The following is a 23,646-nucleotide window of genomic DNA, read 5'->3' as shown; positions in this document are numbered from 1 at the left end:
GGCTACGACGATTGATAGGCGTAGCCGCTCAGATCGTAGTTTCTTGATTTAGTTCCATCGAATTACGCAACAAAGCCGGACTAAAGTGCACGTATTGGTTAAAAACGTCGATTCGAAACAAAGAAAGATCATGTTCAATTTAAAAGATGCAGAACACACGGTAGGTTAGTCTGTTTTAGGTTACTTTCTAATCCATTAATCAAAAATAAAAAATAAGCTTTTAATACCGCAATTAACTTGTGACATTTCGCTGACATCGACTCATTCTAAAACCCTAATATCTGACAAAGGAAACGAATCTAATTTTTGTTTCCAGACACCATCGCAGAGTGTATTTCCAGCACTCTGTTTGCCTCGAGAGGTTCTTATGACAGCCTAGGATCTCTCGAGGCTTTTTTGCACCTATTCAAACCACCTGATTCTACATCACAACTATTATCCCCTACACAAGCTGTACTTTTTAACTAGTGCACTAGATCGCGAACTCTGATTTAAGCAACTGATCACACAACCACTTCTAAATTTTGGGTATAAAAGTATCAATACTTTCGCTAACTAGGATGTAAATAATGAAAAACTCGTTTGATCTCACTATGCCCAACGAAGAAGGATACTTTGGTGAATACGGTGGTAGTTTTGTTCCACCTGAGCTTGAACAAATCATGCATGACATCAACGCAGCTTATGAGGAATGCAGCAAAGATCCTGAATTTAAAGCGGAACTCGCTCGCCTGTATAAGCACTTTGTTGGACGACCTAGCCCAATCTTCCATGCGGAAAACTTGTCTAAAAAATACGGAGCAGACATCTACCTAAAGCGCGAAGACTTAAACCATACAGGCGCACATAAAATTAACCACTGCTTAGGGGAAGCCATTCTCGCTAAAAAGATGGGTAAGAAGAAACTAATTGCAGAAACTGGCGCAGGGCAACACGGTGTTGCGCTTGCTACAGCCGCGGCATTGGTTGGCTTGAAATGCGATATTTACATGGGTGAAGTTGATATCGCCAAAGAACATCCGAATGTCGTCCGCATGAGAATCCTTGGTGCTAATGTCATTCCTGCCACTCATGGGCGCAAAACCCTCAAAGAAGCGGTAGATTCTGCATTCGAAGCTTATCTGAAAGATCCTGATACACAACTTTATGCGATAGGCTCTGTCGTTGGCCCTCACCCATTCCCTAAAATGGTGAGAGATTTCCAATCAATTATCGGTAACGAAGCACGAGTTCAATTCAAAGAAATGACCGGCAAGTTACCCAATAATCTCGTCGCATGCGTTGGAGGTGGTTCTAACGCGATGGGGCTATTTACTGCTTTCTTAGAGGATGAACAAGTCGCCATTCACGGCGTTGAACCTGCGGGCCGCTCTTTGCAAAAGGTTGGCGAGCATGCTGCAACACTCACACTCGGTGAGCCAGGTATCATGCACGGATTTAAGTCTTACATGCTTAAAGATGCGCAAGGCGAACCTCAGGAAGTGTACTCTGTAGCAAGTGGCTTGGATTACCCATCGGTTGGACCTCAGCATAGTTACTTAAAAGACATTGGCCGTGTCAATTACGGCTCAATCAGTGATGACGAAGCGATTGATGCCTTCTTTGAGCTGTCTCGTGAAGAGGGAATAATCCCTGCTATTGAATCCTCACACGCTGTCGCTTACGCAATTAAACTCGCACAGCAAGGAGAAACCGGCTCGATTTTGATCAACTTATCAGGCCGTGGTGACAAAGACATTGATTTTGTCGTTGAACACTACGGCGCAAAATACGGCATTGAATCACTCATATAGCCTAACTCCGTAGCCTAACCCTACATGCAAAAAGCTACCTGGTACTAGGTAGCTTTTTGTTTTTGTCTACTATTTTAAGAAGCAAGTCCCTTTACTCACTGCTCTCACTATACCTTTAGAGCATAATTCGATTAACCGATAAGAGCTGGAATGCCTGGAAGCTGACCAACAATAGCAAGGGAGCCTGCACATACGATAAACGCAGTGCCAGGAATCAGATATTTATCTTTGCGCGATAGTTCGTTAGCACGCTCATGGTCGCCGATAAGCCCGAGGTTATCCAACAGCATCGTGATTGCCCAACCGAAGACTGGATTAACGAATGCACAGGCAAAAATACAGATACCTGCACTGAGTGAATCTTTATGCTTATGGATCATCTGCATACCCGCTTCAAGGAGTGGTAAGAATACACCCACAATCAAAGCAACGCGCAGAACAGGTTCCCACATTGCTAGATCCATTGGGTAGCCAATTACCGCCGCCGCAATACACATGAAACCCGTCAACAGAGCGCCACCTGGAATAGGACGCTTGGCAATTGCGGCAGGAATCATGTACGTTCCCCAAGAAGAAGCTAGGTTTCCGCCCCCTAAGAGTGAACCAACCCCCTGACGAACAGATGCTCCGACCATCGTGTCGTCGACATCCATGAGTACACCTTTCGCTTCTTTTGGGTAGTTAAGTTCTTGAAACACACGATGGCCGAGATAATCAGGGGACCACATAGCGACTGCCAGTAGAGCAAATGGAGTCACGGCAATAAAGTGCTCTAGGGTTGGCCAGCCTAGCTGCCAGCCTGTATCTTCCCCCCACCAGTAGAATGGACTGAAATTAGGTAGGCCCGGTTCTGTGGTAAAAGCAAACTCAGCGCCCATCAAATAAGCAACAATACCCGCGAGTGCAGAGCACAATGGGATAGCGAGCCAACGTTTATTGATCTTGGCTAAGTAAGCGTAAACCATAACGGTTAGGCCTATGACCACAAACGAAATGTAACCTTGGTCCGTACTTGCAGCCCACGCTTCCGTCTTATTAATTTGCCCGAGCAACCCAACGGCACCAAGGTAGATCAACAACCCTCCTCGAACCCCGATACCAGTAAGAGTCATGAGTTTAGAGCCACCTTTGGTTAAGGCGAGAATTAACCCAAAAACACACACCATCAAACCTAGCGCGAGAGGGTGCCCTCCTGCAGCTGCAATCATAGGAATCAGCGGTATCATTGGGCCATGGGTTCCCGCTAAGTTTGCATTCGGGTTTAGGATGGCAGAAAACAGTATGACGAACAGGGCTCCAGCGATAAGTAATTCGTAACGCACGTTTTCTGCAATGAATTCCGGAGATAAACCAAACTGAGCAGCAAAAGCGGAAACCATGGCAGTGACCATAACCACTTTACCAATGGTTGCTGCTAATGCCGGTACCCAGTCTTCGATTTCAATACTGTAATCACGTGAAGGCAAATGAATTCCCCAGCGACGGAAACTCATGACGGTTAAATCATGATTTAGAAAGTCTTCTCGGCTTTCAAATTCATGCGGTTTTTTGCGCACATCCCTGTAAAAAGTCTTACTTTTGTCAGACATTGAGTCATCCTTTTATGTTTCAACGTTGAACTACGTCAACTAGAGTTTCGCTTGGTAGACAGGCCTTCGACCAATACGAGACAACACCCACATCAAACTTCTAGGCCATACTAAGAAAGCGGCATGAACCAATTTTGATTTTGAGCTTATTAAGCATGTGTTGCTATGGGTAGGAATATTAGACATTAGTAAAAGAACAACAAAAATCTCACTTATTACACAATAATTTAACATCGAGCTGGGACGCTTGAACTTTTAAGAGTCATTTTTGAGCAGAGAGCCAAGTAGAGCGGCCAATTCCGATTTATACTTTCAAGGTAGAGAGCACTGTGCTCGCATCCATCGCAAAGTAACTATAGATATCTCTACATTGTATACTTTGTTAAACTCCGCCCTTTAATGAGTAAGGCCCTTAAAAATGATGACTGACGAAGAGAGAATCGAGCTGCAACAGAACAATCCACTGCACGGATTAAAGCTAGAGACTATGTTGCAAGAGTTAGTGGATTTTTACGGCTGGGACATTCTAGATACAGCAATGCGTTTTAATTGCTTTAACACTAAGCCTTCGATTGCAAGTAGCGTGAAGTATTTAAAGAAAACCGAATGGGCGAGAGAAAAATTAGAAAACTTTTACCTTTATCGCTTTAAGCGCATGCCACGCGCGAGCGAAGAAGAATACAACTTACCACCAAGAGCTCGTACCTTCCCTCATGGCCTTGAACCTAAAGAGCCAATGCCGCTAACCGTTGACTCTATTCTTAAGTCACAAGCCAAAGCAGCGTCTGCATTTAAAAAGCGTTCACCTCGCGGACGCCCTGCTCGTCGCCAATAACACTATCTTGAAAAGCAATAGAGCCCTACTGGTAGCTCCAGCAGGGCTCTATTGTTCTTTAAAGGAATGGCTAGAAGCGAAGACTCAAGCTAGTGAGCATTCCTTTTCTCTAACAACTCCCGTAAGTAAACTCACATGTAGTTTACGTTTTCTATTGATTACGCTTTTTCTTCTTTTTACCCGTACCTGCCGGCTTCGCTCGCGGCTTCATTGGTAAAAAGTAGGCTTCACTCTGATCGTCTTCCACTTCAAAACCGACTACCTGCTCGCGTTCAAGTTGGAACTTATTTTTCTTTTCTATCACTTTGAAATGGTGGTAGTCGTCGTAATCGATAAGAGATAATCCTAAACCTACTTCACCAGCACGACCACTACGACCGATTCGATGCATATAATCAGCAGGGCTACGCGGAAGATCGAAGTTAATCACCACTGGAAGTTTTTCAATATCAAGGCCGCGTGCTGCGATATCAGTGGCAATAAGAACTTGAATCTCGCCAGACTTAAAACCGTCAAGGACACGAGTACGAGCGCCCTGCCCTTTATCACCATGGAAAACTTCAGCGGTAATACCGCGTTTTGACAACTTTTGAGCTAAATGGTTACAGGCATTCTTAGCGTTCACAAAAATCAAAGTCTGTCGCCACTGATGCTGTTTGATTAAGTGCGCGAGTACCGCCGTCTTCTCACCTTTATTTACACTAAACACGCGCTGCACCAAAGTGCTGGCTTCTGCGCTCTGCAACTGAACTTCAACAGGGTCGCGGAGCAACTGCTGAGCCAGCGTCGTGACTTTATCAGGGAAAGTAGCAGAAAATAACAGCGTCTGTTTCTTCTCTGGTAGTAACGCAAGAATCTTATTCAGTTCTTCGGTAAATCCGAGGCTCAACATTCGGTCGGCTTCGTCAAGGACGAGCGTTTCTACTTGGCTCAACTTAATCGCGTTACTGGATACCAGATCAAGTAATCGACCCGGCGTAGCTACGATAATGTCACAGCCACCGCGAAGCGCTAGCATTTGTGGGTTCACCGATACACCACCAAATACGGCAACCGTTTTGATCTTATCTCTAAGATGGTACGAGTAAGATTTGACGTTGTATGCCACCTGTGATGCCAACTCACGAGTTGGAACTAAAATCAGGTGAGAAACGAAGTTACCACGGCGATTGTTTGATCCGTCTTGCTGAACAATTTTTTGCAGGATTGGCAGCGAAAAAGCAGCGGTTTTACCAGAACCCGTATTGGCACCACCAATAATATCTTTCCCTTCAAGGATATCAGGAATAGCACGGGATTGAATGGGTGTCGGTTGGCTGTATTCTAACGCTTCTAGTCGCTCGACTAAGGTTGGAATCAGGCCAAGATCGGCAAATGTCGCTTGCTGTGTTTTATCTGTCATTACGATGAGTGGCTCAGTGCTAGTAAAGGCCGTGTATCTTATGCTATTTCGCGTCTGGATGTTAGAGATAATGGCCCAAACAGAAGATTGGTGAAAGAAGCACTATAGGGTTCAGGAATTTCCTTTCACTAACATGAGTTAATGGTTTCGGTAACCAATACTCTACGACCAAGATGGTAGCGTTCGCGATAAGCAAAGGGAAAAGGAGCCAGGCATTCTGACTCCTGTAAAACAAAACACATTGTATTTTGGGGAAAGAGATTACAAAGGCAGGCCACATCCGAATCAAAGGCTTAACCACACTATTTAAGCCCTGTGGTTTTGAGAGCTTAATATAGCTTGAGAAAACTCCAGGTCACTAATGTCCATCGTTGTCTATTTAACTAATGTAGTGGACTCGGTTGTATAGATTACTTTCTCCCAATACCACGGTTCTTCTTAGGGCAAATTTGACTGCTATAGCCACAATCGTTACTGATGTCGTATATGGAAATACCTGTTGTCAGAAAGGTAACGCGCCAAGATGAGTAATGTTGCATATCATCCTCGTAAGCCCAATTCCTTCACGAGGTAGTAATGGAAAAAATTAATTTATCCCGATATCTGATATGTAGCTTCGCCTTTGTGTTGCTTTATCCTACGGCAATAGATCTCTACTTGGTTGCTTTACCACAAATCGCCCATGACCTGTCTGCCAGCGAATCACAACTTCATATTGCTTTTTCTATTTACCTCGCTGGTCTAGCATCGACTATGGTTTTTGTTGGGCGAACTGCTGATTGTTTAGGACGCAAACCTGTTGCCATTTGCGGTGCAGTGATTTTTACCCTTGCATCAATGTTCGCGGGCTCTGCTGAGACCAGTAATAGCTTCCTAATAATGCGCTTTTTCCAAGGCGTAGGTGCCGCATGTTGCTATGTAGTGGCCTTTGCCATTTTGCGTGACACTCTAGGGGACCCAGAGCGAGCTAAGGTTCTATCGATGCTTAATGGAATTATCTGCTCTATTCCAGTACTTGCCCCCGTGATCGGCAATCTGATTATGATCAAGTTTCCGTGGCCCGTGTTATTCACTGCCATGGCGATAATGGGTGTTGTGATAGGTTTAATTGCTTGCTTTGTCTTGAAAGAAACCTTGCCTAAAACCAAGCGCACAACTTTAAAGGTGAGTGAAGCTTCGAACGAATCACTATCTAACCGCTTTTTCATATCGCGCGTTATTTATACATCTTTAGGCGTCACAGCTATTCTCTCTTATGTAAATACGTCACCAATGATAATAATGGATTCAATTGGTTTTACTCGAGGCGAATATTCAACAACGATGGCACTACTCGCGATGGTAGGTATGACGACATCGTTTTCAGTTCCATTTGCTCTTTCTTGCTTCAAACAAACCACATTGATGTTCGCTGCACAAATGACCAATTTTCTGTCGGCTATCGTTATTCTCGCGGCTCACTTGAATAGCGATAGTCCGACACTTTATATGGTAGGATTCACTCTGCTCAGCATGAGTTTTCCAATGGGGTTTGGTGTGGCGATGAGCCAAGCGTTAAGCCAGTTCTCACGCAAAGCTGGACTTGCAAGCTCTATGCTTGGCATAGGTCAGGTTTCTTGGTCTGCACTTTACATTTGGTTGATGGCGACGCTAGGTGTGTCGGCCGTGATGATGTTAATGATAGCGTTGGTTGCTAGTGGCGTTATTGGACTCTCCGTAATATTATTATTTCCAAATCATAACGTTAGTGAGCCTCATGAAGAAATCTCTTGCCCGACTTGATCTTAATTTACTGCTCACTCTGCAATTGCTACTGCAAGAGCAGAGTGTTACTAAAACGGCGAAAAAACTTAATGTAACTCCCTCAACCGTGAGTAAGTCTCTAGGCAAACTACGCGCTTGGTTTGATGACCCGCTTTTTGTGAATACGCCGCAAGGCCTAAAACCAACAAATCTCGCGACAAACGTGCAAGTGCTTTTGTCAGACTGGATGCAGATCGGTAACCAGATTGTTTCACTCAGAGGTGATGATGTTCCAAGCGGAGTTAAATTTCATCTTGGAGTAGAGTCGCCATTGTCACTCATCATGGTCGACGAACTGACCAAACGAATCCATGACTTTTACCCAGACTCAACGGTAAAGTACCATAACTGGGATGAGGACTCATTAGATGCCATCACTAGCGGTGAAGTGGATATTGGTTTTACTGGCCGCGAAAGCCATCCTCGCTCCAAAGAGTCGTTAGAACTGCTACCGTATTTCATTAACTTCGAAGTGTTGTTCTCAGATTTACCTATGGTGTATGTCCGCAAAGATCATCCTGCGCTCAAGCAAGAGTGGAATTTGGATACTTTCTTAAGCTATGCCCATATCAATGTAGCATGGGAGAAAAATGACAGTTGGGTGTTAGATGAGATCTTGGCTGAGCAGGGACACACTCGAAACGTTAGCCTAACGATGGCGAGTTTCGAGCAAGCTTTATTTGTTGCAGAAAAGCCCGACCATCAAATGTTAACCACAGCACCAAAATATTGTCAGCGATACTGCGAACAGCTTCACCCCAACTTAATAGCGTTGCCTATCCCCGTTGCTGAAGATTATCAGCACAAGCTACTGATTCCATTTACTATGATTTGGCACAAGCGCAATAACCAGAACCCTAAAATCGTGTGGTTGAGGGAGACGATAAAGAGCCTGTATGGCACAAGTTGAACAGTTAATGTTTAAGTACATTTAAAGTAAAGGAATAGACATTCTCCCCCTTTATGTTGTCAATAAGCGTAGGAGTGTGATCTTGCCTTCTATTAGATTAAATACTTGAAAATCTTGGACTCTATTATCCACTTCGAAATTGATTTCAGCTCATTTGGGGACAAAAAAGAGTCAGCCTAACGGTCTGGCTCTTTTGAATGAAAAAATAGTCTGGTGGGAGAACTTGTAAGGCTGTGGCAGGTTACACTCACTTACTCCTTAGGCAGGTGACCAGTTTCCTTCGCAAGCTTTTGCATCGCCTCGGCAAACGTTGTTGTCCCGCCTTTAGCTTTAAGCTGTATTACCTTATATCCCAACTTTTCCAACGCTTGGCGCTCTGCCAAAACAGCTTTGTCATTGTGTTGGCTACCTTGAGCTGGCTGATGAATGTAGCATCCCTCTAGTTTACCATCTTCGACCAATTGGTGATGTTTCAGTGCATCGATATCAAAATTCATAATAAGTCTTTTCATTAAGAGTGGGAGTTTCTGTGGCTAGTTACATACGCTTCAAAGGCTTCACGACACTATCTAAGCCTTCAATTTTGAGCGCTAAACATAGCTTGAGCAAATCCCCTAGCTCGCCGCTTGGCCAGCCCTTTTTATCAAACCACAGTAAGTATTCTTCAGGCAGGTCGATTAACACTCGCCCTGCATATTTCCCAAATGGCATTTGCATTCTAGCGAGTTTAATGAGGTTTTCTTTTTCTAACATAAGTGACAGAGAGTTAAGGTAACTCGCCCAAGGGTAACACTGGTTCTCCCTCCTCACCAGCAAATCGCAGTCACGTTTATTTTTGGCGGCCTTGACTCGCTTTATGCTAGAGTACGCGGCATAAAAAATGAGAACGAGAAAGCAATGAAGTCACCTTGTCGAGCAGCATGTAAAAATAACGCCGGAATATGCTCTGGTTGTCACCGAACGATGGATGAAATCATCCAATGGAAAGACAAAACCGATCTCCAACGAGATGCGATTATCGAACAAATCGCAGGAGAAGATTCAACACACAGTTGTCCTGAATGCGGGACTCAAGCCCATTGTGATATCGCCGCAGGCAAAGAGACATGCTGGTGCTTTACTATTGAAACCCGTGATTTACCCAAGCCAAGCGCCAACCAGCTGTGTTTGTGCCGAAAATGTCTAGAAAAAAAGCCAGTCGCGTAATACGACTGGCTTACTGATCATCGTTTTCTGACTGGTGTTTATTTAGCGGTTAAAGCGGACGCTTCAAACTTAATGCCTTCCCACCCTGTCACCATAAAATTACGAATATTCTGGTGATCGCTGTTCTCTGGATGCTGCAATACATCTTCACGATAAAAACGGCCAAAGCAGGCTAGCGTCGCTTCTTTGTCTAGGTTGTTTAGCAAACCGAAAGCGAAGATCTTACACGAACCGTTGTTCTCGCCTGCATTGTTTTGTGTCTCACCATTTACAAAAGCGGTTGGCTCAAACGTATAGTTATCTTCGATCACCGCCATCGTTGCTTCAAATTCGACCTGCTCTGGTGACGCTGCCAATAAATCTAAAAACGATTTTAATTCCATTATTCCTCTATCCCTACCTCATCATATTGATGACACATTAGTTTCATAAAAAGCCAATATAAGAGTCATCAATCATACATATATTCAGAGCCTTACCAAATCACACGTCATTCAGCGCTCTATCATTCCAGTTGCGGAAATGGACAGCAGCATAAAACCCATGCTGATTGACAACCTATCGGATTGATAAGGAGATATCATGATCACCCCTTTAAAGGCAATCGGTGTACTCGCATTGTCATCACTTGCCATCGCGTGTTCATCACAACCCGAAGATACCGTGGCTTCATTCGCTACACAATGCAAACCTACCACTGCACCCGTTACTGGGGAAACGTCAATTCAAGGTTTAACGTTTATCGGAACATCCGTTGCTGATGCTCCATTCGACACATCGGCAGCTGAAATCGTGAGTTATGACGCCTGTACAGATAAGCTCTATGTGGTGAATGCTCAAGCAAAACGTATCGATGTAATGTCTATGGATGACAACGGCGTACCAACGCAAAGCGCATTCATTGATCTCAACAGCGCTGGCGAAGCAGCGGGCATTGAAATTGGCGCAGCAAACAGTGTCGCTGTATTCAATGGTTTGGTAGCAGTTGCGATTGAAAACAGTAATAAACAAGCGAATGGTATTGTTGGCTTGTACCGCTCCGGCGATTTGTCATTAGTCACGACTTTCCCAACAGGCGCATTGCCAGACATGGTTGGCTTCTCAAAAGATGGCCGATACATCGCAACCGCTAATGAAGGAGAACCAAACAGCGATTACAGCATTGACCCTGAAGGTAGTATCACTTTGATCGATCTGAGCCTTGGTGTTACTCAAGCAGAAGTGACACAAATTGGCTTTAACGAATTTGATGGTTCACGAAAAGCAGAGCTCCCAATGAATGTGCGTATTTCGGGGCCAAACGCCACCGTCGCACAAGATCTAGAGCCTGAATACCTCACTTTTGCAGATAACGGTAAAATCTATGTCGCGCTACAAGAAAATAACGCCATGGCAATCGTCAATCCAGAGAGCAAATCGGTAGAAAAAATTGTTGGCTTAGGTGAGAAGTCTTGGTCGGGCGCTAAACTCGATGCATCCAACAAAGACAAAATCATTGGGAACTTGAAAAGCTACCCACAACTGGTTGGCTTATTTATGCCTGACACCATCGACAGCTACTCAGTGAATGGGAGTACTTACATCGTATCGGCAAATGAAGGCGACGGGCGTGAGTACGGATTCAAAACCACTCAAGAACTGTGCGACAAAGCTGGCTTTATGTGGGATGAAGACGATTACCTCGGTACAGATGAATATACATCTGAGCAAGGAACCTGTTTAAGCCATATTGATGAAGTGCGCGGTAAGAAGCTGAAAGTGGCAGCAGAACACCCATTGGCAGAGGCACTAAAAGACAACAAACAACTCGCGCGTTTAAAAGTGATTAAGCCGGAACAAACGCTTTCTGCACAAGAGAATGTTCAATCATTTGGCGCGCGTTCATTCTCGATTTGGGATGAAAACGGCAAGTTGGTCTTCGATAGTGGTGACGATTTCGCGACTATCGCGCTGCTGAATGAAGGCAAGAACTTCAACAGCACCAACGATAACAATAGTAGTGGGGATGACCGAAGTGATGATAAAGGTATTGAGCCAGAGGCGATTGAAGTAGCACAAATTAACGGTCGTCATTACACGTTTATCGGCTTGGAGCGTCAAGGCGGTATCATGATTTATGACATCACAGACCCGAAACAAGCGCAGTTTATGCATTACGTAAACCGCCGTGATTACAATCAGCCAGTATGTACAGAAGTCGAAGATGGCGAATGCATGAACGACACATACAATCCAAAAGCAGGCGATTTAGGTCCAGAGTCCATTAATTACTTTACCCGTAACGGTGGTCATTTTATCGTCGTTGGCAATGAGGTATCGGGCACGACATCCGTCTTCCGAATCAATCTATAAAGTAATGTAAAAGTCATTTAGAACCAAAACGCCCGACGTAAGCCGGGCGTTTTTTGTATGAGGTAATGTCCTACTCTGCCGATGCTAGCGCGTCACACTTTGATGCGCAGATAAAATCGTTTTTATGCAGACCTTTGATAGAGTGACTCCACCACGTTACGGTAACCTTACCCCACTCCAACAAAATAGAAGGATGGTGGAACTCATCTTCTGCCAGTTCCGCGATTTTGTTACTGAAAGCCCATGCTTGTTTGAAGTTCTTAAATTTATACACCTTTTCTAGTTGAGGTATGTCTTCTCTTTCAATGATCTGCCAATCAGACAATTGCAGCAGCAGAGATTGTTGTTCTTCTTTGCTTAGTGCAATGGCATCGATACTACAAGCTTCGCATTTTTGTTCATTCAACATGAGCAGGTTCCTTTGGTTCAAAAAGTGGAGGAAGCAGTCCAGCTTCAATCGCTAGATCGGCTTGTTTCAATAAATTTAACTGACTGATTTTAAAGAGCTGAGAAAAGTCATCAATCACGTAATACTTCGGTTGCATGATGTCGATACGATAAGGCGTTCTCAGCACTGTTTGTAATTCAAATGGGTCGCGAATTGCTGCATCACTCTCTAATGCGTAGAGGGTTTCGCCAGGAGATGAGAGAATACCACCACCGTAAATTTTGGTTTTGTCCCCTTCTTTCACCAAGCCAAACTCTACGGTAAACCAGTAGAGGCGAGCGAGATAGGCTCTTTGTTTTGGGGTAGCGGCTTGCCCTAGTTGACCATAATGCTCGGTAAATGCAGCAAAGTCTGGGTTGGTTAACATCGCGCAATGACCAAATATTTCGTGGAAGAAATCTGGCTCCTGTAAGTAATCGAACTCATCTCTTGTACGCAAGAATGTGGCGACTGGAAAGCGCTTATTACCGAGTAGATTAAAAAACCGGTCGAAATCAATAAGCGCGGGAACGGGCTCCACTTGCCAACCTGTTGTCTCCATCAAGACACGATTAATTTCTGGTAACTGAGGAACGCGGTCTTGAGGTAAATCAAGCAGCGTCAAACCGTGTAAATAAGCCTCACAAGCTCTGTTTTGGATCACACCCATTTGTCGTGTTACCAAATCTCGCCAAATGGCGTCTTCTTCACGGCTCCATTCAACCCTGCCTTCCTGGTTTACAGGTTTAGAACGATACTGCGTCATGGCTCATCTCCATTAACAAATCCTTTACATTAAGCCTATCTGTAGTCTTAAGAGCTTCCAATCCCTGTGCGATTTTCTCAGCACCACCCCAATGTAACATATTGTTTACAACACATCGTAACTGCATGATTTTTATGACACGATATAATCTCTGGCTTGTTTGACTTTATCGTGTATTCCTCTCAAACTAAACCCTGTTATCACTTTGTTATAGAGGGACCTATGCGCGAGAGCAGCAAAGTATGGCACCCGAGCGAAAGTCGTATCGAAGAAGCCAACATTACACAGTTTATTGAACACATTAATCGACAAGGAAATACCCTTGAAAGCTTCGCTGATCTGCATCAATGGTCACTCGATCATGTAGAAAAATTTTGGCAGGAAGTTTGGCTATTCTGCGACGTCATTGGCACTCAGGGAGAGACCATAAAAGAGCGAGCAGAAAGTCGCTGGCAGCAACCTGTTGAAAATAGGGATATAAAATGGTTCCCAAACGCGCAAATTAACTACGCCGAAAATTTGCTAACCTACGCGTGTCACCAACCCGATGATCTCGCGATTTGGTTTGAAAATGAACGTGAAGAAAAACAGACCTACACCTGGAAACAATTGTGCGAAGAAGTTTCGAGTGTGCAGCAATGGTTGAAAGAATGTGGAATTAAGCAAGGTGATGTCGTCGCTGGTTATTTACCTCACCTACCTCAAACGGTGATAGCTATGCTAGCAACCACCAGTTTAGGGGCGACCTGGACTTCCACCTCACCTGATTTTGGCATCGAAAGCGTTTTGGAGCGCTTTGGTCAAGTGAAACCCAAAATCCTGTTTACTTGTGATGGCTATACATTCAATGGCAAAACTTTCGATATGTCTGAGAAAAACCAGCATATTGCGGATCATCTTGATGGTCTTAAACAAGTTTGCCAAATTAGCTACCTTAAACCACACATTTTTGAATGCGATGTCTGCACCCAAGATTGGCAAAACGTCCTGAATCAATACACCCCCGAAGCGCTGACTTTTACTCGTGTGAATTTTAACGATCCGCTATTTGTGCTCTATTCTTCAGGCACAACAGGCAAACCGAAATGCATCGTTCATTCCGTCGGCGGAACGGTGCTTAATCACTTGAAAGAGCATCAACTGCATTGCGATATTCAACCGAACGACCGAGTGTTTTACTACACAACCTGCGGCTGGATGATGTGGAACTGGCACGTTTCTTCACTCGCGAGCGGTGCATGTTTGGTGATTTTTGATGGTAGCCCTGTTTACCCCACTCATAATGTGCTCTGGGACCTCGCAGAACAAGCCGAAGTGACGCTATTTGGAACCTCAGCAAAATACCTAGAGGCGCTGGAAAAAGCATCTTTTTCTCCGCAGAAAAGTGATGCATTTCCAAGTCTGAAAACCATTTGCTCAACGGGCTCTGTTCTGTATCCAGAACAGTTTGATTATGTCTATCAGCACATTAAAGAAGATGTACACCTCGCCTCGATTTCTGGCGGAACAGACATTTGTGGCTGCTTTGTATTGGGCAACCCTATTTCTCCCGTTTATCGGGGAGAGTGCCAATCAGCAGGGTTAGGGGTTGATGTCCGAGTCTTTAACCCACAAGGTAATAGCGTAATGGGAGAGCGCGGTGAGTTGGTTTGTGCCAATTCATTACCCAACTTCCCTGCTGGCTTTTGGAATGACACCGGTGAGAGATATCATCGCGCTTATTGGGATAAATTCGACAATATTTGGCACCACGGCGATGATGTTGAACAGACCCGCGTTGGGGGATACGTGTTTTATGGTCGAAGTGATACCACGTTGAATCCTGGTGGCGTAAGAATCGGCACGGCCGAAATCTATCAGCAAGTGAACTGTATAGACGGTATTCTAGATTCGATCGCAGTAGGAAAAGAAGTCGATCGCAACGAACAAATATGGCTGTTTGTCCAATTAGTCAAAGGGGTAGAGCTCAATGACGAGATGATCGCTTCCATCAAAGCACAGCTAAAGTCTGCATGTTCTCCAAGGCATGTACCTAGTGCAATTTACGCAATAAGCGATATACCTAAGACACGCTCAGGAAAGCTGGTCGAGTTAGCCGTTAAGCAAGTCGTTAACAACCGAAGCGTCGAAAATTTAGGCGCAATAGCCAACCCTGAAGTGCTGGAGGAGATACGCAGGATAGTCGTCTCAAAATAACCTCCGAAGACTAAGTTGTTCGAGTATGTCCTTGCCTGCACCACGACGCTTGTTTAGAGCAAGTGAAGTTACATATACCCTCAGCAGATAAGAAAAAAGCGAGCTTGTTAGCTCGCTTTTGTCATTTTTTGTTCTTTATTCAGCGGTATTAGCGACGACCAAGCCCCATTAATACCGACATTGTTTTACCATCAGATGTAATGTCAAAAACGTGTTGCGATTCAACTTCAGTAAAGCCTGCTTCTTTCAGTGCACGCTCAGACTTCGCAAGGGTAAAACCGTCTTGTTCACATTCTGCAATCCAATCAAAATGAACAAAATAGCCGCCGTGGTTAAGTAGAGAATGCGAGATCGTTAATGACGCGTCTAAGTCTTCCACAAACGCTAAAACTGATGATGCAACCACCAAGTCGAACTGTCCACGAAACGCCGGATGCTGAGCGACCAAGCCGCGAGATAATGCATCTACCACAGGTTCTACGTTGACGAGCTCTTTTTTATCGAGTTCCTCAATCATGGCTTCCGATGCGTCTAATGCTACGATGTCTTTAACCATCGGTGACAATCGTTGACTTAACTGCCCTGTTCCGCATCCAAAATCTAGTACTTTAATGCCATCAAGCTGAGTTAGCTGTTGTAACTGCTCAAACACCGACTGCGCAAATTGCTCTGTTGCTGGATTTGATTCCCAGTTTTTTGCTAAGCCGTCCCAATCTTGTGCCATCGTGGCCTCCATGTTCACTTTTTGTAACCCACATAGATTACCGCAAAACCGCTAAAAGACCATAGACTTATCTGGCGGATTCGCGTTTTTTTCGATAATCTTTCATGGCTTTGGGAGCGCATCTGCATAATACCCAAATTATTTGAATTCATTTATTGGTTGTGTCAAATCATGAACTTAACTCAAGTAGAAGCCTTCTGCACCATCGCTGAGTGTGGTTCTGTTTCTGAAGCGGCAAGGCAACTCGACTGCAATCGCACCAAACTCAGTATGTCGATTAAGGCATTAGAGAAAGATCTCGACGTTGAATTGTTTAACCGAACTGGCAACCAGCTCACCCTCTCTGAAGCTGGGAAAGCCATTTACAAAGATTGCGAACACCTACTTATCATCGCACAACGGGTCAGAAAGACCTGCGCTCAAATCTCGGAAGGGTTTAACGCGGAAGTTTGGGTAGCACGTGACGACTCCTTACCTGATGATCTCTGGCAAGAATTATCTCATACATTGAATAACCGCTTTCCTTCAACAACCTTCAACTTAATCTTGGCATCCAGTGGCGACTTAGCCAACTTGGTCAGTACCCACCAAGTAGATTTTGCTTTCGGCGTTGATTATGAGCGAGTAGACGATCCTCGTATCGTATACAACCCGTTAGGCAAGATACGTATGATGTCAGTATGCAGTGTAGAACACCGCCTAAGTAAGATGCGCCGTGTCTCAGACGAAGATCTACGTAGTCAAATGCAAGCACTAATGGTGTACCTAAATGAGAAAGACAACCCTGAACTGCAACCTTTCTCGACTCGATATATTGGTTTTTCGAGTTTTGACTACATGCTGAACACCATCTTAGAAGAAGACGCTTGGGGCGTGCTTCCAGAACCATTAATCCGCCATTACCTTCGTCAGCAGAAGCTCGCCGTTATCAAACACACATACGGATTGACGCAAGAAGACTACTGTATGTTTTCACCTAACGGCCATGCTGAGCATCCTGCAATGACGTGGTTAGCAGATAAATTGAGCGAGTATTTATTTGACTTCTAAACATTTTATCAGTGAGCGTCAATTTTACTGACACCAAAAAATAACAGTAAGCCATTGTTTTATAGGAATATAAATAAAAACGCAATTTTTTAGATTAGTTACTGGTCACTTTGTGGTTGCCTAAATTACCTTATGAGCGAAGAATAGTAAGGTATTAAAATTCAAAGGCATCTTTTATGTGTGACAGGACAAGCAAAAACGAAAACCGTATTCTAACCATTTCAGCCCTTTTGGCATCTGGGTTCGCTGCTGGTGGTATGGTACTTGGCTTGCTTGTAGGATCAATTGTCATCGTGTTTGACGGTGTTTACTCTTTGGTCAGCTTACTGTTAACTTTATTGTCACTGGCCGCTTCTTACTATATTAACAAGCCTTCAAAATCTGTATTCCCGTTTGGAAAAGCGGTCTTAGAACCAATCGTTATTGCGATAAAAGCAGCCGTCATTTTAGTGGTTGTAAGCTTCTCTCTCTACTCTGCGATATCAGCATTGATGTCTGGAGGTCGCGAGGTCGATGCTTCTATTGCGACCTTATTCGGCATCGTGAATGTTATCGGCTGTGGTTACGCTTGGTGGTTTATGGCGAAACGCAGCCGCCGCTTCTCATCAGGCTTGATTGAAGCGGAGAAAAAACAGTGGCAAATGGATACTTTGTTGAGTGTGGCGGTGACCGTAGGATTTATCTCGGCTTGGGCTGTTTCACTAACGCCATTCTCTGAGTATGCGGTATATGCCGACCCCATGATGATGGTTTTAATGGGCTTTTACTTCCTCAAAGTACCGTTCGATATGCTAGTAGGTGCCTTACGTGAACTGCTAATGATGGCACCAAGCAAAGAGCTGTGTCAGAGCGTTGGCAAAGATGTTCTTGAGATTGAAAAAGTAACTGAGCATCAATTGAAACTGGCTGGCGTAACGAAGGTGGGCCAAGAGCTACGAGTAAATGTGGACGTACATATTGATGACGACACATTGGAGCTTGATACACTAGAGCACACTCGTAAGCAGCTTATCAAGCGACTGTCGAAGCACAGATTCAAGCTTCAACTACACTTGAACGTCGCTTATTAGAGTGCCACCAAAGAGCCGTTAAAACTCAATAAAAAGCTCCCAATCTCGGGAGCTTTTTTAATTTTTTCGATTTATTTGCTTCGTATTCGAATACAGCTCGCAAGGGAGATCTGTTCGTTGCTCACTTAAATTCTCTGATCTCGTTGGTAACTTACCCAGCCGCTTCGCGCTTCTCTTTGGTGACTAACCAACACATCAGCGAGCCCACCGTTACCATCACAACGCCCTGCCAAAAGCTATGGCTCAGAGTTACGCCAAGAATAATGGAAGAAAATAAAGCGGAAAAAATGGGTGTGAAGTAAGACAAGGTGGCGAGAAAAACCATATTGCCGCCAACGATCGCGATGTTCCATAAACCATAACCACCAGCCATTAAAGCCGCAGAAGCCACTAAGTACCCCATCGCTTCCCAACTGAATGTCATTGTTGGCTCATCCGTAAACGCATATTTGACCCAAAGCGAAACAGCAGTTGCAATGAAAAACAGGGTAATCGCATTATGTTTAGATTGCTGCCTTTGGGTTAAGTTGCAATAAAGAGCCCATATAACCGCGCCAGCGAAAGCCATAAAATACACCAGAGGGTTACTACTAACATTGGACATGATCTGAGTTATGGATAAGCCATTCTCACCGCTCACAGTCCAAGCAACCCCAACAAACGCCAGCGTAACTGCGGGATAAAGCAACCAGTTTGTTTTTTTATTGCTGCCAAGGACCGCAAATAAAACCGTCAGTGCGGGCCAAAGGTAATTGACAATCGACACCTCAATTGCCTGCGCGCGCGAGTTGGAATATCCCAAAGATAGAGCGAGAAATATTTCATAACAGACGAACATCGCACCACCAAGCGCAAGATACTTGGGAGAAAAGTAAGACAACTTTGGAATACCGACCACGATAAGAAGGAAAACAGAGCTAAGAGAGTACAACATGGCTGCCCCGCCTACAGGACCTAAACTCTCCGTAACCAACCTCGCGATGCCAAGCAGACAACTCCAAGAGAGAATCGCGATACAACCATAAAGTGTGAAACGAAATTGCACTGATTTCATGTGACCTACCACTCACGAATGCCAAAGGAAACGTCAGCTTAACTCAAAAATGATCAGGTTCAACGTACTGTTTTATAAAAATCAGTATAAAAATCATTCTATTAAGCCGTTGGAGTCGATATGAAACATTTTCTGCCCTCTAGTGTTATGCTTACACCCTTTGTTGTGCGCTACTATGATGAAGATGACAACGAGAGTGAAAACGTTAAAACACATTCGGAAACGCATGGTCTAGATAGCGAAGAGCAATCTAAGGAACGTTCAGAGTAAAGGAATCCAAACATGAAAAAAGTCGCAGTCATTTTAAGTGGTTCAGGCGTTTACGACGGTTCTGAGATCCACGAAGCAGTGTTGGCGCTCTACGCCATCGAGAAGGCAGGTGCAACTTGGCACTGCTTTGCACCTAACATTGACCAACTCCACGTCATCAATCACCTAACTGGTGACGAAATGGATGAAACACGTAACGTATTGATCGAATCAGCTCGTATTGCACGCGGAAATATTGACGATGTCGCCAAACTTAACGTCGATGAATACGATGCCCTACTGCTTCCAGGTGGGTTTGGTGCCGCGAAAAACTTAACCGACTTCGCTGTTTCGGGTGCGGAGTGCTCCATTAACACACACGTAGCTCAAGCTTGTCGCGCGTTTGCTAATGCGAAAAAACCAGCTGGCTATCTGTGTATTTCTCCTGTCATTATTCCGATGATTTATGAGCAAGGCGTGAAAGGAACGGTAGGCAACGATGAGGCAGTCTCAATAGCATTTAATCAAATGGGCGGTGAACACACCACGTGCCCTGTCGAAGACATCGTTTTTGATGAAAAACACCTCGTACTTTCAACCCCTGCTTACATGTTGGCAGAGAATATCTCTCAAGCGGCTTCAGGTATCGAAAAGTTAGTATCAAAACTGATTAAAATAGCTTAATTATTAGTAGTTAGCTTATAAAACACTTCCCTATCCCCATTGATAATTAAGTTATTAATGGGGATTTTTTATACTTTAGTCGAATTTAGAGATATATCCGCGTCAGAAGTCAATTTCTGCCAATCGTTTGCGTCCATAGTTTCATATTTGTTCTACTTTATATCAGTGTTGCACTTATACGCAGTGCAACAAGATCACTGTCACAGTTTTTCTCTTGCAAGTACCTCTAAGTGGGTAAACTTGCTTTAGATCAACTTCAATCTGGAAACGAATGTGCGACAGTAAATGGCAAATTAAGAAAGATTATTAAAAATAACGACGGAGCTATCCAATATGACAAGTGCATTTTTTATCCCTACGGTAAACCTAATGGGCGCTGGTTGTTTGAAAGACGCAGCAGACAGCATCCAATCTCAAGGCTTTAAAAAAGGTTTGATCGTTACGGATAAGATCCTTAACCAAATCGGTGTAGTCAAACAAGTTCAAGACCTTCTCACTGAGCGCGATGTAGCAACCGTTGTGTTTGATGGCACTCAACCAAATCCAACTATCAGCAACGTTAACGACGGCTTAGCACTTCTTACTGATAACGAATGTGACTTCGTTATCTCTCTAGGCGGCGGTTCACCACACGACTGTGCGAAAGGTATCGCGCTTGTTGCTTCTAACGGCGGCAAAATCGCAGATTACGAAGGCGTAGACCAATCTGCAAAACCAATGATGCCACTTATCGCGATCAACACGACGGCGGGTACTGCATCTGAAATGACGCGTTTCTGCATCATCACTGACGAAGAGCGTCACATTAAGATGGCTATCGTTGATAAGCACACAACACCGCTTATCTCGGTAAACGATCCAGAGCTAATGCTCGCTAAACCTGCTTCGCTAACTGCGGCAACAGGTATGGATGCCCTAACTCACGCGATTGAAGCTTACGTATCTATCGCGGCAACACCAATCACTGATGCAGTAGCAATCAAAGCGATTGAGCTTATCCAAGCTTACCTACGCACAGCAGTGAAAAACGGTGAAGATCTAGAAGCTCGTGAACAAATGGCATACGCACAGTTCATGGCGGGTATGGCGTTCAACAACGCTTCTCTAGGTTACGTACACGCAATGGCACACCAGCTAGGTGGTTTCTACGACCTTCCACACGGTGTTTGTAACGCGATTCTTCTACCTCACGTACAGCGTTACAACGCGCAAGTATGTCCTGAGCGTCTACGTGACGTAGCAAAAGCAATGGGCGTAAACGTAGAAGGCATGTCTGCTGAAGAAGGTGCAGCGGCAGCAATCGACGCTATCGTTACTCTAGCGAAAGATGTGGGTATCCCAGCAGGTATTAAAGAGCTTGGTGCGAAACTAGAAGACATCCCAACACTAGCAGACAACGCACTGAAAGACGCTTGTGGTTTCACTAACCCTAAACAAGCAACTCACGAAGAAATTTCTAAGATCTTCGAAGAAGCGATGTAATCTCGCTAACTAAACAATTCTCTAGCCTTAATTCAATCCCCGATCTCGTATCGGGGATTTTTTACATTCATATACAAGTGAATCTCTGCCAAACATAGTCTTTTAGTGTTAGCTTTTAAGTATTAACACGATTCATATTGGAAGGAACCATGAGAACGATTGCTGCAGCCCTACTCACTTGTTTATCCTTTTCTGCCAACGCTGCCGAATACCGCGCGAACGAGGTGGCGAATGGATTTCAGATCCCTTGGGGGATCGAGTTTTTAGATAACCAACGCGTTATTGTCAATGAAAAGAACGGTACGGTTTCGTTGCTGGATATCACCACAGGCAAACCTCAAAAGCTGTTTAACGTCCCCAATGTGAACACCAGTGGACAAGCCGGCTTATTGGATGTCGCGCGCGCACCGAATGCCGATACGCAAAACCCGCAACTCTTCTTTACCTACAGCAAGCGCACGAGCAAAGGCAATACGGTGGCGTTAGCGACGGCGCAATTGCAAAACAATCAGCTTGTAGGTTGGAACGATCTCTTTGTTGCTGATGCCATCACCGACACGGGTCGCCACTACGGCAGTCGAATTTCATTTATTGACGACAAAGTTTACTTCTCAATCGGTGACCGTGGCGAACGTGATAATGGGCAAGACAGTCAAACCCATGCTGGCAGTATTGTGCGCCTTAACCTTGATGGTTCGGTTCCGCAAGACAACCCATTCAAACCTTCCCAAGCTCGTCCTGAGATATGGAGTTACGGGCACCGCAACCCACAAGGTATGTTTTACGACGAAGCAACAAAACAGCTGTGGTCGATTGAACATGGACCACGCGGTGGCGATGAAATTAATCTAATCAAGAAAGGCGCGAACTACGGCTGGGCAAAAGTCTCTCATGGTAAAGAATATTGGGGACCGTTGGACGTTGGGGAAGCTAAGTCGTTACCGGGAATGGAAGATCCCAAGCTGGTATACGTCCCTTCTATCGCGCCCAGTAATATGATTTTGTACCGTGGTGATAAATACCCAGAATTGGACGGGAAAATCCTCGCAGGCGCATTGAAACTGGCGCACATCAACGTGGTTTCTATTGATAATGGCAACCTTACCGAATCAAAAAGATTGATGGAGAATCTTGGTGAACGAGTAAGAGATATAACCATCAGCCCCGATGGCTATATCTATTTTTCTACCGACAGCGGCAAAATATTTCGTCTTGAGGAAAGGTAATCAAACACTAAAATCATTAAGACTATTTGATTTGTGACGTACTAGTGATTTATTTTCGTACAATCCATGCAGAAGAATCTAAACTTAACAATAACCTTTTGTTTTTTAAAACGATAGTTCGGTTAAGTTGTACGAGGTCATTATGATTCCATTTCCTTTACAGCTCGATAAAATTAAAGCCGTGGTGTTTGATTTAGACAACACCTTGGTGAGTTCTGATATGAACTTCGGCGAATTGAGACAACAGCTAGGTTGTCCGCAGAGTGAAGATCTATTGGATTTTGTCGACGCACTTGAGCATCCTCATCATCGAGAGCACGCTCATAACGTGATATTTGATTACGAGATTTCTGATGCTGAGCAGTCTGCTCCAATGATTGGCTGCCATGAATTGATCGCCCACTTGCATCAAAATGAAATCAAAACCGCTATCGTGACGCGCAACTGCCAAATCGCCACGCAGCGCAAACTAGAACACAACCAAATCTCTGTGGAGCGTGTCATCACTCGTGAATGCTTCCCGCCCAAGCCAGATCCATTGTCTCTGCAGGTGTTGGCAAAATAGTGGCGTTTGATGCCGGATGAAGTGCTTTATGTCGGCGATTACCTTTACGACTTACAGGCCGCGTATAACGCGCAGATGCCCTCTTGCCTTGTTCATCACGGTAATCAAGAAACCTTCAATGATTCAGCCTCGTTGGCGCTTAATGAACTCAGTGATTTATTGAGCCGTTTCGAGTCCTTACCACGCAAGTAAATTACCACCTTCTAAAGAAGGTGGCTTTGTGTGAGCCCCCTAAAAGGGGGCCTTTGTTTAGTCCAGCGCCA

The 23,646-nt window shown here is 44.5% G+C and carries 22 protein-coding genes and 1 pseudogene; 14 read left to right on the top strand and 9 right to left on the bottom strand.

Annotated elements, in window-relative coordinates; genetic code table 11:
* Positions 1-569: 569 nt before the first annotated feature.
* The gene (gene trpB, locus R7Z41_RS22705; protein ID WP_005375643.1) at positions 570-1,793 is read left to right on the top strand and encodes a tryptophan synthase subunit beta; all 1,224 of its coding nucleotides are present in this window, start codon (positions 570-572) and stop codon (positions 1,791-1,793) included.
* A gap of 131 nt (positions 1,794-1,924) precedes the next feature.
* Here trpB and R7Z41_RS22700 read toward each other — a convergent pair whose 3' ends face one another.
* Positions 1,925-3,382, bottom strand: coding sequence for a DUF3360 domain-containing protein (locus R7Z41_RS22700; protein ID WP_053303744.1), 1,458 nt, complete (start codon positions 3,380-3,382; stop codon positions 1,925-1,927).
* Positions 3,383-3,800: 418 nt separating this feature from the next.
* On the opposite strand from R7Z41_RS22700, the gene R7Z41_RS22695 reads away from it, so the two are divergent.
* The gene (locus R7Z41_RS22695) at positions 3,801-4,217 is read left to right on the top strand and encodes a VF530 family DNA-binding protein (protein WP_005375544.1); all 417 of its coding nucleotides are present in this window, start codon (positions 3,801-3,803) and stop codon (positions 4,215-4,217) included.
* A gap of 151 nt (positions 4,218-4,368) precedes the next feature.
* Here the strand turns inward: R7Z41_RS22695 and R7Z41_RS22690 are convergent, their stop codons facing one another.
* Complete coding sequence (locus R7Z41_RS22690) at positions 4,369-5,619, bottom strand: DEAD/DEAH box helicase (protein ID WP_053307822.1); 1,251 nt, start codon at positions 5,617-5,619, stop codon at positions 4,369-4,371.
* 576 nt (positions 5,620-6,195) lie between these two features.
* On the opposite strand from R7Z41_RS22690, the gene R7Z41_RS22685 reads away from it, so the two are divergent.
* On the top strand, positions 6,196-7,401 hold the full coding sequence (locus R7Z41_RS22685; RefSeq protein WP_053307823.1) for an MFS transporter: 1,206 nt from the start codon (positions 6,196-6,198) through the stop codon (positions 7,399-7,401).
* The gene (gene yidZ / locus R7Z41_RS22680; RefSeq protein WP_033907131.1) at positions 7,376-8,332 is read left to right on the top strand and encodes an HTH-type transcriptional regulator YidZ; all 957 of its coding nucleotides are present in this window, start codon (positions 7,376-7,378) and stop codon (positions 8,330-8,332) included. Before R7Z41_RS22685 ends, yidZ begins: the two co-directional genes overlap by 26 nt.
* A 251-nt stretch (positions 8,333-8,583) precedes the next feature.
* On the opposite strand, the gene R7Z41_RS22675 is transcribed toward yidZ, so the two are convergent.
* Positions 8,584-8,829, bottom strand: coding sequence for a hypothetical protein (locus R7Z41_RS22675; protein WP_033906842.1), 246 nt, complete (start codon positions 8,827-8,829; stop codon positions 8,584-8,586).
* A 40-nt stretch (positions 8,830-8,869) separates the two neighbouring features.
* Entirely contained in the window at positions 8,870-9,085 is a 216-nt protein-coding gene (locus R7Z41_RS22670) for a DUF3820 family protein (protein ID WP_005375557.1), read from the bottom strand.
* 144 nt (positions 9,086-9,229) lie between these two features.
* Here R7Z41_RS22670 and R7Z41_RS22665 point away from each other — a divergent pair, with 144 nt between their 5' ends.
* Positions 9,230-9,538, top strand: a complete 309-nt coding sequence (locus R7Z41_RS22665) for a cysteine-rich CWC family protein (protein WP_080276966.1) — start codon at positions 9,230-9,232, stop codon at positions 9,536-9,538.
* A gap of 38 nt (positions 9,539-9,576) precedes the next feature.
* Here R7Z41_RS22665 and R7Z41_RS22660 read toward each other — a convergent pair whose 3' ends face one another.
* Positions 9,577-9,921 carry a HopJ type III effector protein gene (locus R7Z41_RS22660; RefSeq protein ID WP_005375560.1) on the bottom strand — a complete coding sequence of 115 codons (345 nt, stop codon included), beginning with the start codon at positions 9,919-9,921 and terminating at the stop codon, positions 9,577-9,579.
* Positions 9,922-10,120: 199 nt separating this feature from the next.
* Here R7Z41_RS22660 and R7Z41_RS22655 point away from each other — a divergent pair, with 199 nt between their 5' ends.
* Positions 10,121-11,890, top strand: a complete 1,770-nt coding sequence (locus R7Z41_RS22655; RefSeq protein WP_206969231.1) for a choice-of-anchor I family protein — start codon at positions 10,121-10,123, stop codon at positions 11,888-11,890.
* Between the two features lie 70 nt (positions 11,891-11,960).
* On the opposite strand, the gene R7Z41_RS22650 is transcribed toward R7Z41_RS22655, so the two are convergent.
* Positions 11,961-12,299: a 4a-hydroxytetrahydrobiopterin dehydratase gene (locus tag R7Z41_RS22650; protein WP_005375563.1), complete on the bottom strand. Its 339-nt coding sequence runs from the start codon at positions 12,297-12,299 to the stop codon at positions 11,961-11,963.
* Positions 12,289-13,083, bottom strand: a complete 795-nt coding sequence (phhA, locus tag R7Z41_RS22645) for a phenylalanine 4-monooxygenase (protein WP_005375564.1) — start codon at positions 13,081-13,083, stop codon at positions 12,289-12,291. The genes R7Z41_RS22650 and phhA overlap by 11 nt, the downstream gene beginning before the upstream one ends.
* A gap of 222 nt (positions 13,084-13,305) precedes the next feature.
* On the opposite strand from phhA, the gene R7Z41_RS22640 reads away from it, so the two are divergent.
* On the top strand, positions 13,306-15,279 hold the full coding sequence (locus R7Z41_RS22640; RefSeq protein WP_206969229.1) for an acetoacetate--CoA ligase: 1,974 nt from the start codon (positions 13,306-13,308) through the stop codon (positions 15,277-15,279).
* Positions 15,280-15,427: 148 nt separating this feature from the next.
* Here the strand turns inward: R7Z41_RS22640 and R7Z41_RS22635 are convergent, their stop codons facing one another.
* The gene (locus R7Z41_RS22635; RefSeq protein WP_017821100.1) at positions 15,428-16,003 is read right to left on the bottom strand and encodes a class I SAM-dependent DNA methyltransferase; all 576 of its coding nucleotides are present in this window, start codon (positions 16,001-16,003) and stop codon (positions 15,428-15,430) included.
* Positions 16,004-16,174: 171 nt separating this feature from the next.
* On the opposite strand from R7Z41_RS22635, the gene R7Z41_RS22630 reads away from it, so the two are divergent.
* Together R7Z41_RS22630 and R7Z41_RS22625 are read left to right on the top strand one after the other, a co-directional pair.
* Positions 16,175-17,053, top strand: a complete 879-nt coding sequence (locus R7Z41_RS22630) for a LysR family transcriptional regulator (RefSeq protein ID WP_053307827.1) — start codon at positions 16,175-16,177, stop codon at positions 17,051-17,053.
* 176 nt (positions 17,054-17,229) lie between these two features.
* On the top strand, positions 17,230-18,123 hold the full coding sequence (locus R7Z41_RS22625) for a cation diffusion facilitator family transporter (RefSeq protein WP_053303754.1): 894 nt from the start codon (positions 17,230-17,232) through the stop codon (positions 18,121-18,123).
* A 151-nt stretch (positions 18,124-18,274) separates the two neighbouring features.
* Here the strand turns inward: R7Z41_RS22625 and yddG are convergent, their stop codons facing one another.
* The gene (gene yddG, locus R7Z41_RS22620; RefSeq protein WP_206969227.1) at positions 18,275-19,177 is read right to left on the bottom strand and encodes an aromatic amino acid DMT transporter YddG; all 903 of its coding nucleotides are present in this window, start codon (positions 19,175-19,177) and stop codon (positions 18,275-18,277) included.
* 120 nt (positions 19,178-19,297) lie between these two features.
* Here yddG and R7Z41_RS22615 point away from each other — a divergent pair, with 120 nt between their 5' ends.
* The 5 genes and pseudogenes from R7Z41_RS22615 to R7Z41_RS22595 all read left to right on the top strand — a co-directional run bounded on the left by R7Z41_RS22615 (position 19,298) and on the right by R7Z41_RS22595 (position 23,575).
* Positions 19,298-19,447 (top strand): hypothetical protein, encoded by a 150-nt coding sequence (locus tag R7Z41_RS22615; RefSeq protein WP_017634379.1) that lies wholly within the window; start codon positions 19,298-19,300, stop codon positions 19,445-19,447.
* 12 nt (positions 19,448-19,459) lie between these two features.
* The gene (elbB, locus tag R7Z41_RS22610; protein ID WP_017634378.1) at positions 19,460-20,110 is read left to right on the top strand and encodes an isoprenoid biosynthesis glyoxalase ElbB; all 651 of its coding nucleotides are present in this window, start codon (positions 19,460-19,462) and stop codon (positions 20,108-20,110) included.
* A 333-nt stretch (positions 20,111-20,443) separates the two neighbouring features.
* Positions 20,444-21,592 (top strand): L-threonine dehydrogenase, encoded by a 1,149-nt coding sequence (gene yiaY, locus R7Z41_RS22605; protein WP_005388247.1) that lies wholly within the window; start codon positions 20,444-20,446, stop codon positions 21,590-21,592.
* Positions 21,593-21,741: 149 nt separating this feature from the next.
* Positions 21,742-22,818, top strand: coding sequence for a PQQ-dependent sugar dehydrogenase (locus tag R7Z41_RS22600; RefSeq protein WP_206969221.1), 1,077 nt, complete (start codon positions 21,742-21,744; stop codon positions 22,816-22,818).
* 142 nt (positions 22,819-22,960) lie between these two features.
* Positions 22,961-23,575 (top strand): annotated as a pseudogene (locus tag R7Z41_RS22595) (HAD family hydrolase).
* Positions 23,576-23,646: the final 71 nt, after the last annotated feature.

Source organism: Vibrio sp. 1457 (assembly GCF_033340195.1).
GTDB lineage: Bacteria > Pseudomonadota > Gammaproteobacteria > Enterobacterales > Vibrionaceae > Vibrio > Vibrio alginolyticus.
Note: the sequence above shows the minus strand (reverse complement) of the source record. Positions and strands in the feature narration are given on the sequence as shown.

Coding starts and splice junctions, on each gene's coding strand:
- elbB (WP_017634378.1), top strand. CDS start 19,460: ATGAAAAAAGTCGCAGTCATTTTAAGTGGTTCAGGCGTTTACGACGGT.
- R7Z41_RS22700 (WP_053303744.1), bottom strand. CDS start 3,382: ATGTCTGACAAAAGTAAGACTTTTTACAGGGATGTGCGCAAAAAACCG.
- R7Z41_RS22675 (WP_033906842.1), bottom strand. CDS start 8,829: ATGAATTTTGATATCGATGCACTGAAACATCACCAATTGGTCGAAGAT.
- R7Z41_RS22625 (WP_053303754.1), top strand. CDS start 17,230: ATGTGTGACAGGACAAGCAAAAACGAAAACCGTATTCTAACCATTTCA.
- yddG (WP_206969227.1), bottom strand. CDS start 19,177: ATGAAATCAGTGCAATTTCGTTTCACACTTTATGGTTGTATCGCGATT.
- R7Z41_RS22640 (WP_206969229.1), top strand. CDS start 13,306: ATGCGCGAGAGCAGCAAAGTATGGCACCCGAGCGAAAGTCGTATCGAA.
- R7Z41_RS22615 (WP_017634379.1), top strand. CDS start 19,298: ATGAAACATTTTCTGCCCTCTAGTGTTATGCTTACACCCTTTGTTGTG.
- yiaY (WP_005388247.1), top strand. CDS start 20,444: ATGACAAGTGCATTTTTTATCCCTACGGTAAACCTAATGGGCGCTGGT.
- trpB (WP_005375643.1), top strand. CDS start 570: ATGAAAAACTCGTTTGATCTCACTATGCCCAACGAAGAAGGATACTTT.
- R7Z41_RS22665 (WP_080276966.1), top strand. CDS start 9,230: ATGAAGTCACCTTGTCGAGCAGCATGTAAAAATAACGCCGGAATATGC.
- R7Z41_RS22655 (WP_206969231.1), top strand. CDS start 10,121: ATGATCACCCCTTTAAAGGCAATCGGTGTACTCGCATTGTCATCACTT.
- R7Z41_RS22650 (WP_005375563.1), bottom strand. CDS start 12,299: ATGTTGAATGAACAAAAATGCGAAGCTTGTAGTATCGATGCCATTGCA.
- phhA (WP_005375564.1), bottom strand. CDS start 13,083: ATGACGCAGTATCGTTCTAAACCTGTAAACCAGGAAGGCAGGGTTGAA.
- yidZ (WP_033907131.1), top strand. CDS start 7,376: ATGAAGAAATCTCTTGCCCGACTTGATCTTAATTTACTGCTCACTCTG.
- R7Z41_RS22635 (WP_017821100.1), bottom strand. CDS start 16,003: ATGGCACAAGATTGGGACGGCTTAGCAAAAAACTGGGAATCAAATCCA.
- R7Z41_RS22600 (WP_206969221.1), top strand. CDS start 21,742: ATGAGAACGATTGCTGCAGCCCTACTCACTTGTTTATCCTTTTCTGCC.
- R7Z41_RS22630 (WP_053307827.1), top strand. CDS start 16,175: ATGAACTTAACTCAAGTAGAAGCCTTCTGCACCATCGCTGAGTGTGGT.
- R7Z41_RS22685 (WP_053307823.1), top strand. CDS start 6,196: ATGGAAAAAATTAATTTATCCCGATATCTGATATGTAGCTTCGCCTTT.
- R7Z41_RS22690 (WP_053307822.1), bottom strand. CDS start 5,619: ATGACAGATAAAACACAGCAAGCGACATTTGCCGATCTTGGCCTGATT.
- R7Z41_RS22695 (WP_005375544.1), top strand. CDS start 3,801: ATGATGACTGACGAAGAGAGAATCGAGCTGCAACAGAACAATCCACTG.
- R7Z41_RS22670 (WP_005375557.1), bottom strand. CDS start 9,085: ATGTTAGAAAAAGAAAACCTCATTAAACTCGCTAGAATGCAAATGCCA.
- R7Z41_RS22660 (WP_005375560.1), bottom strand. CDS start 9,921: ATGGAATTAAAATCGTTTTTAGATTTATTGGCAGCGTCACCAGAGCAG.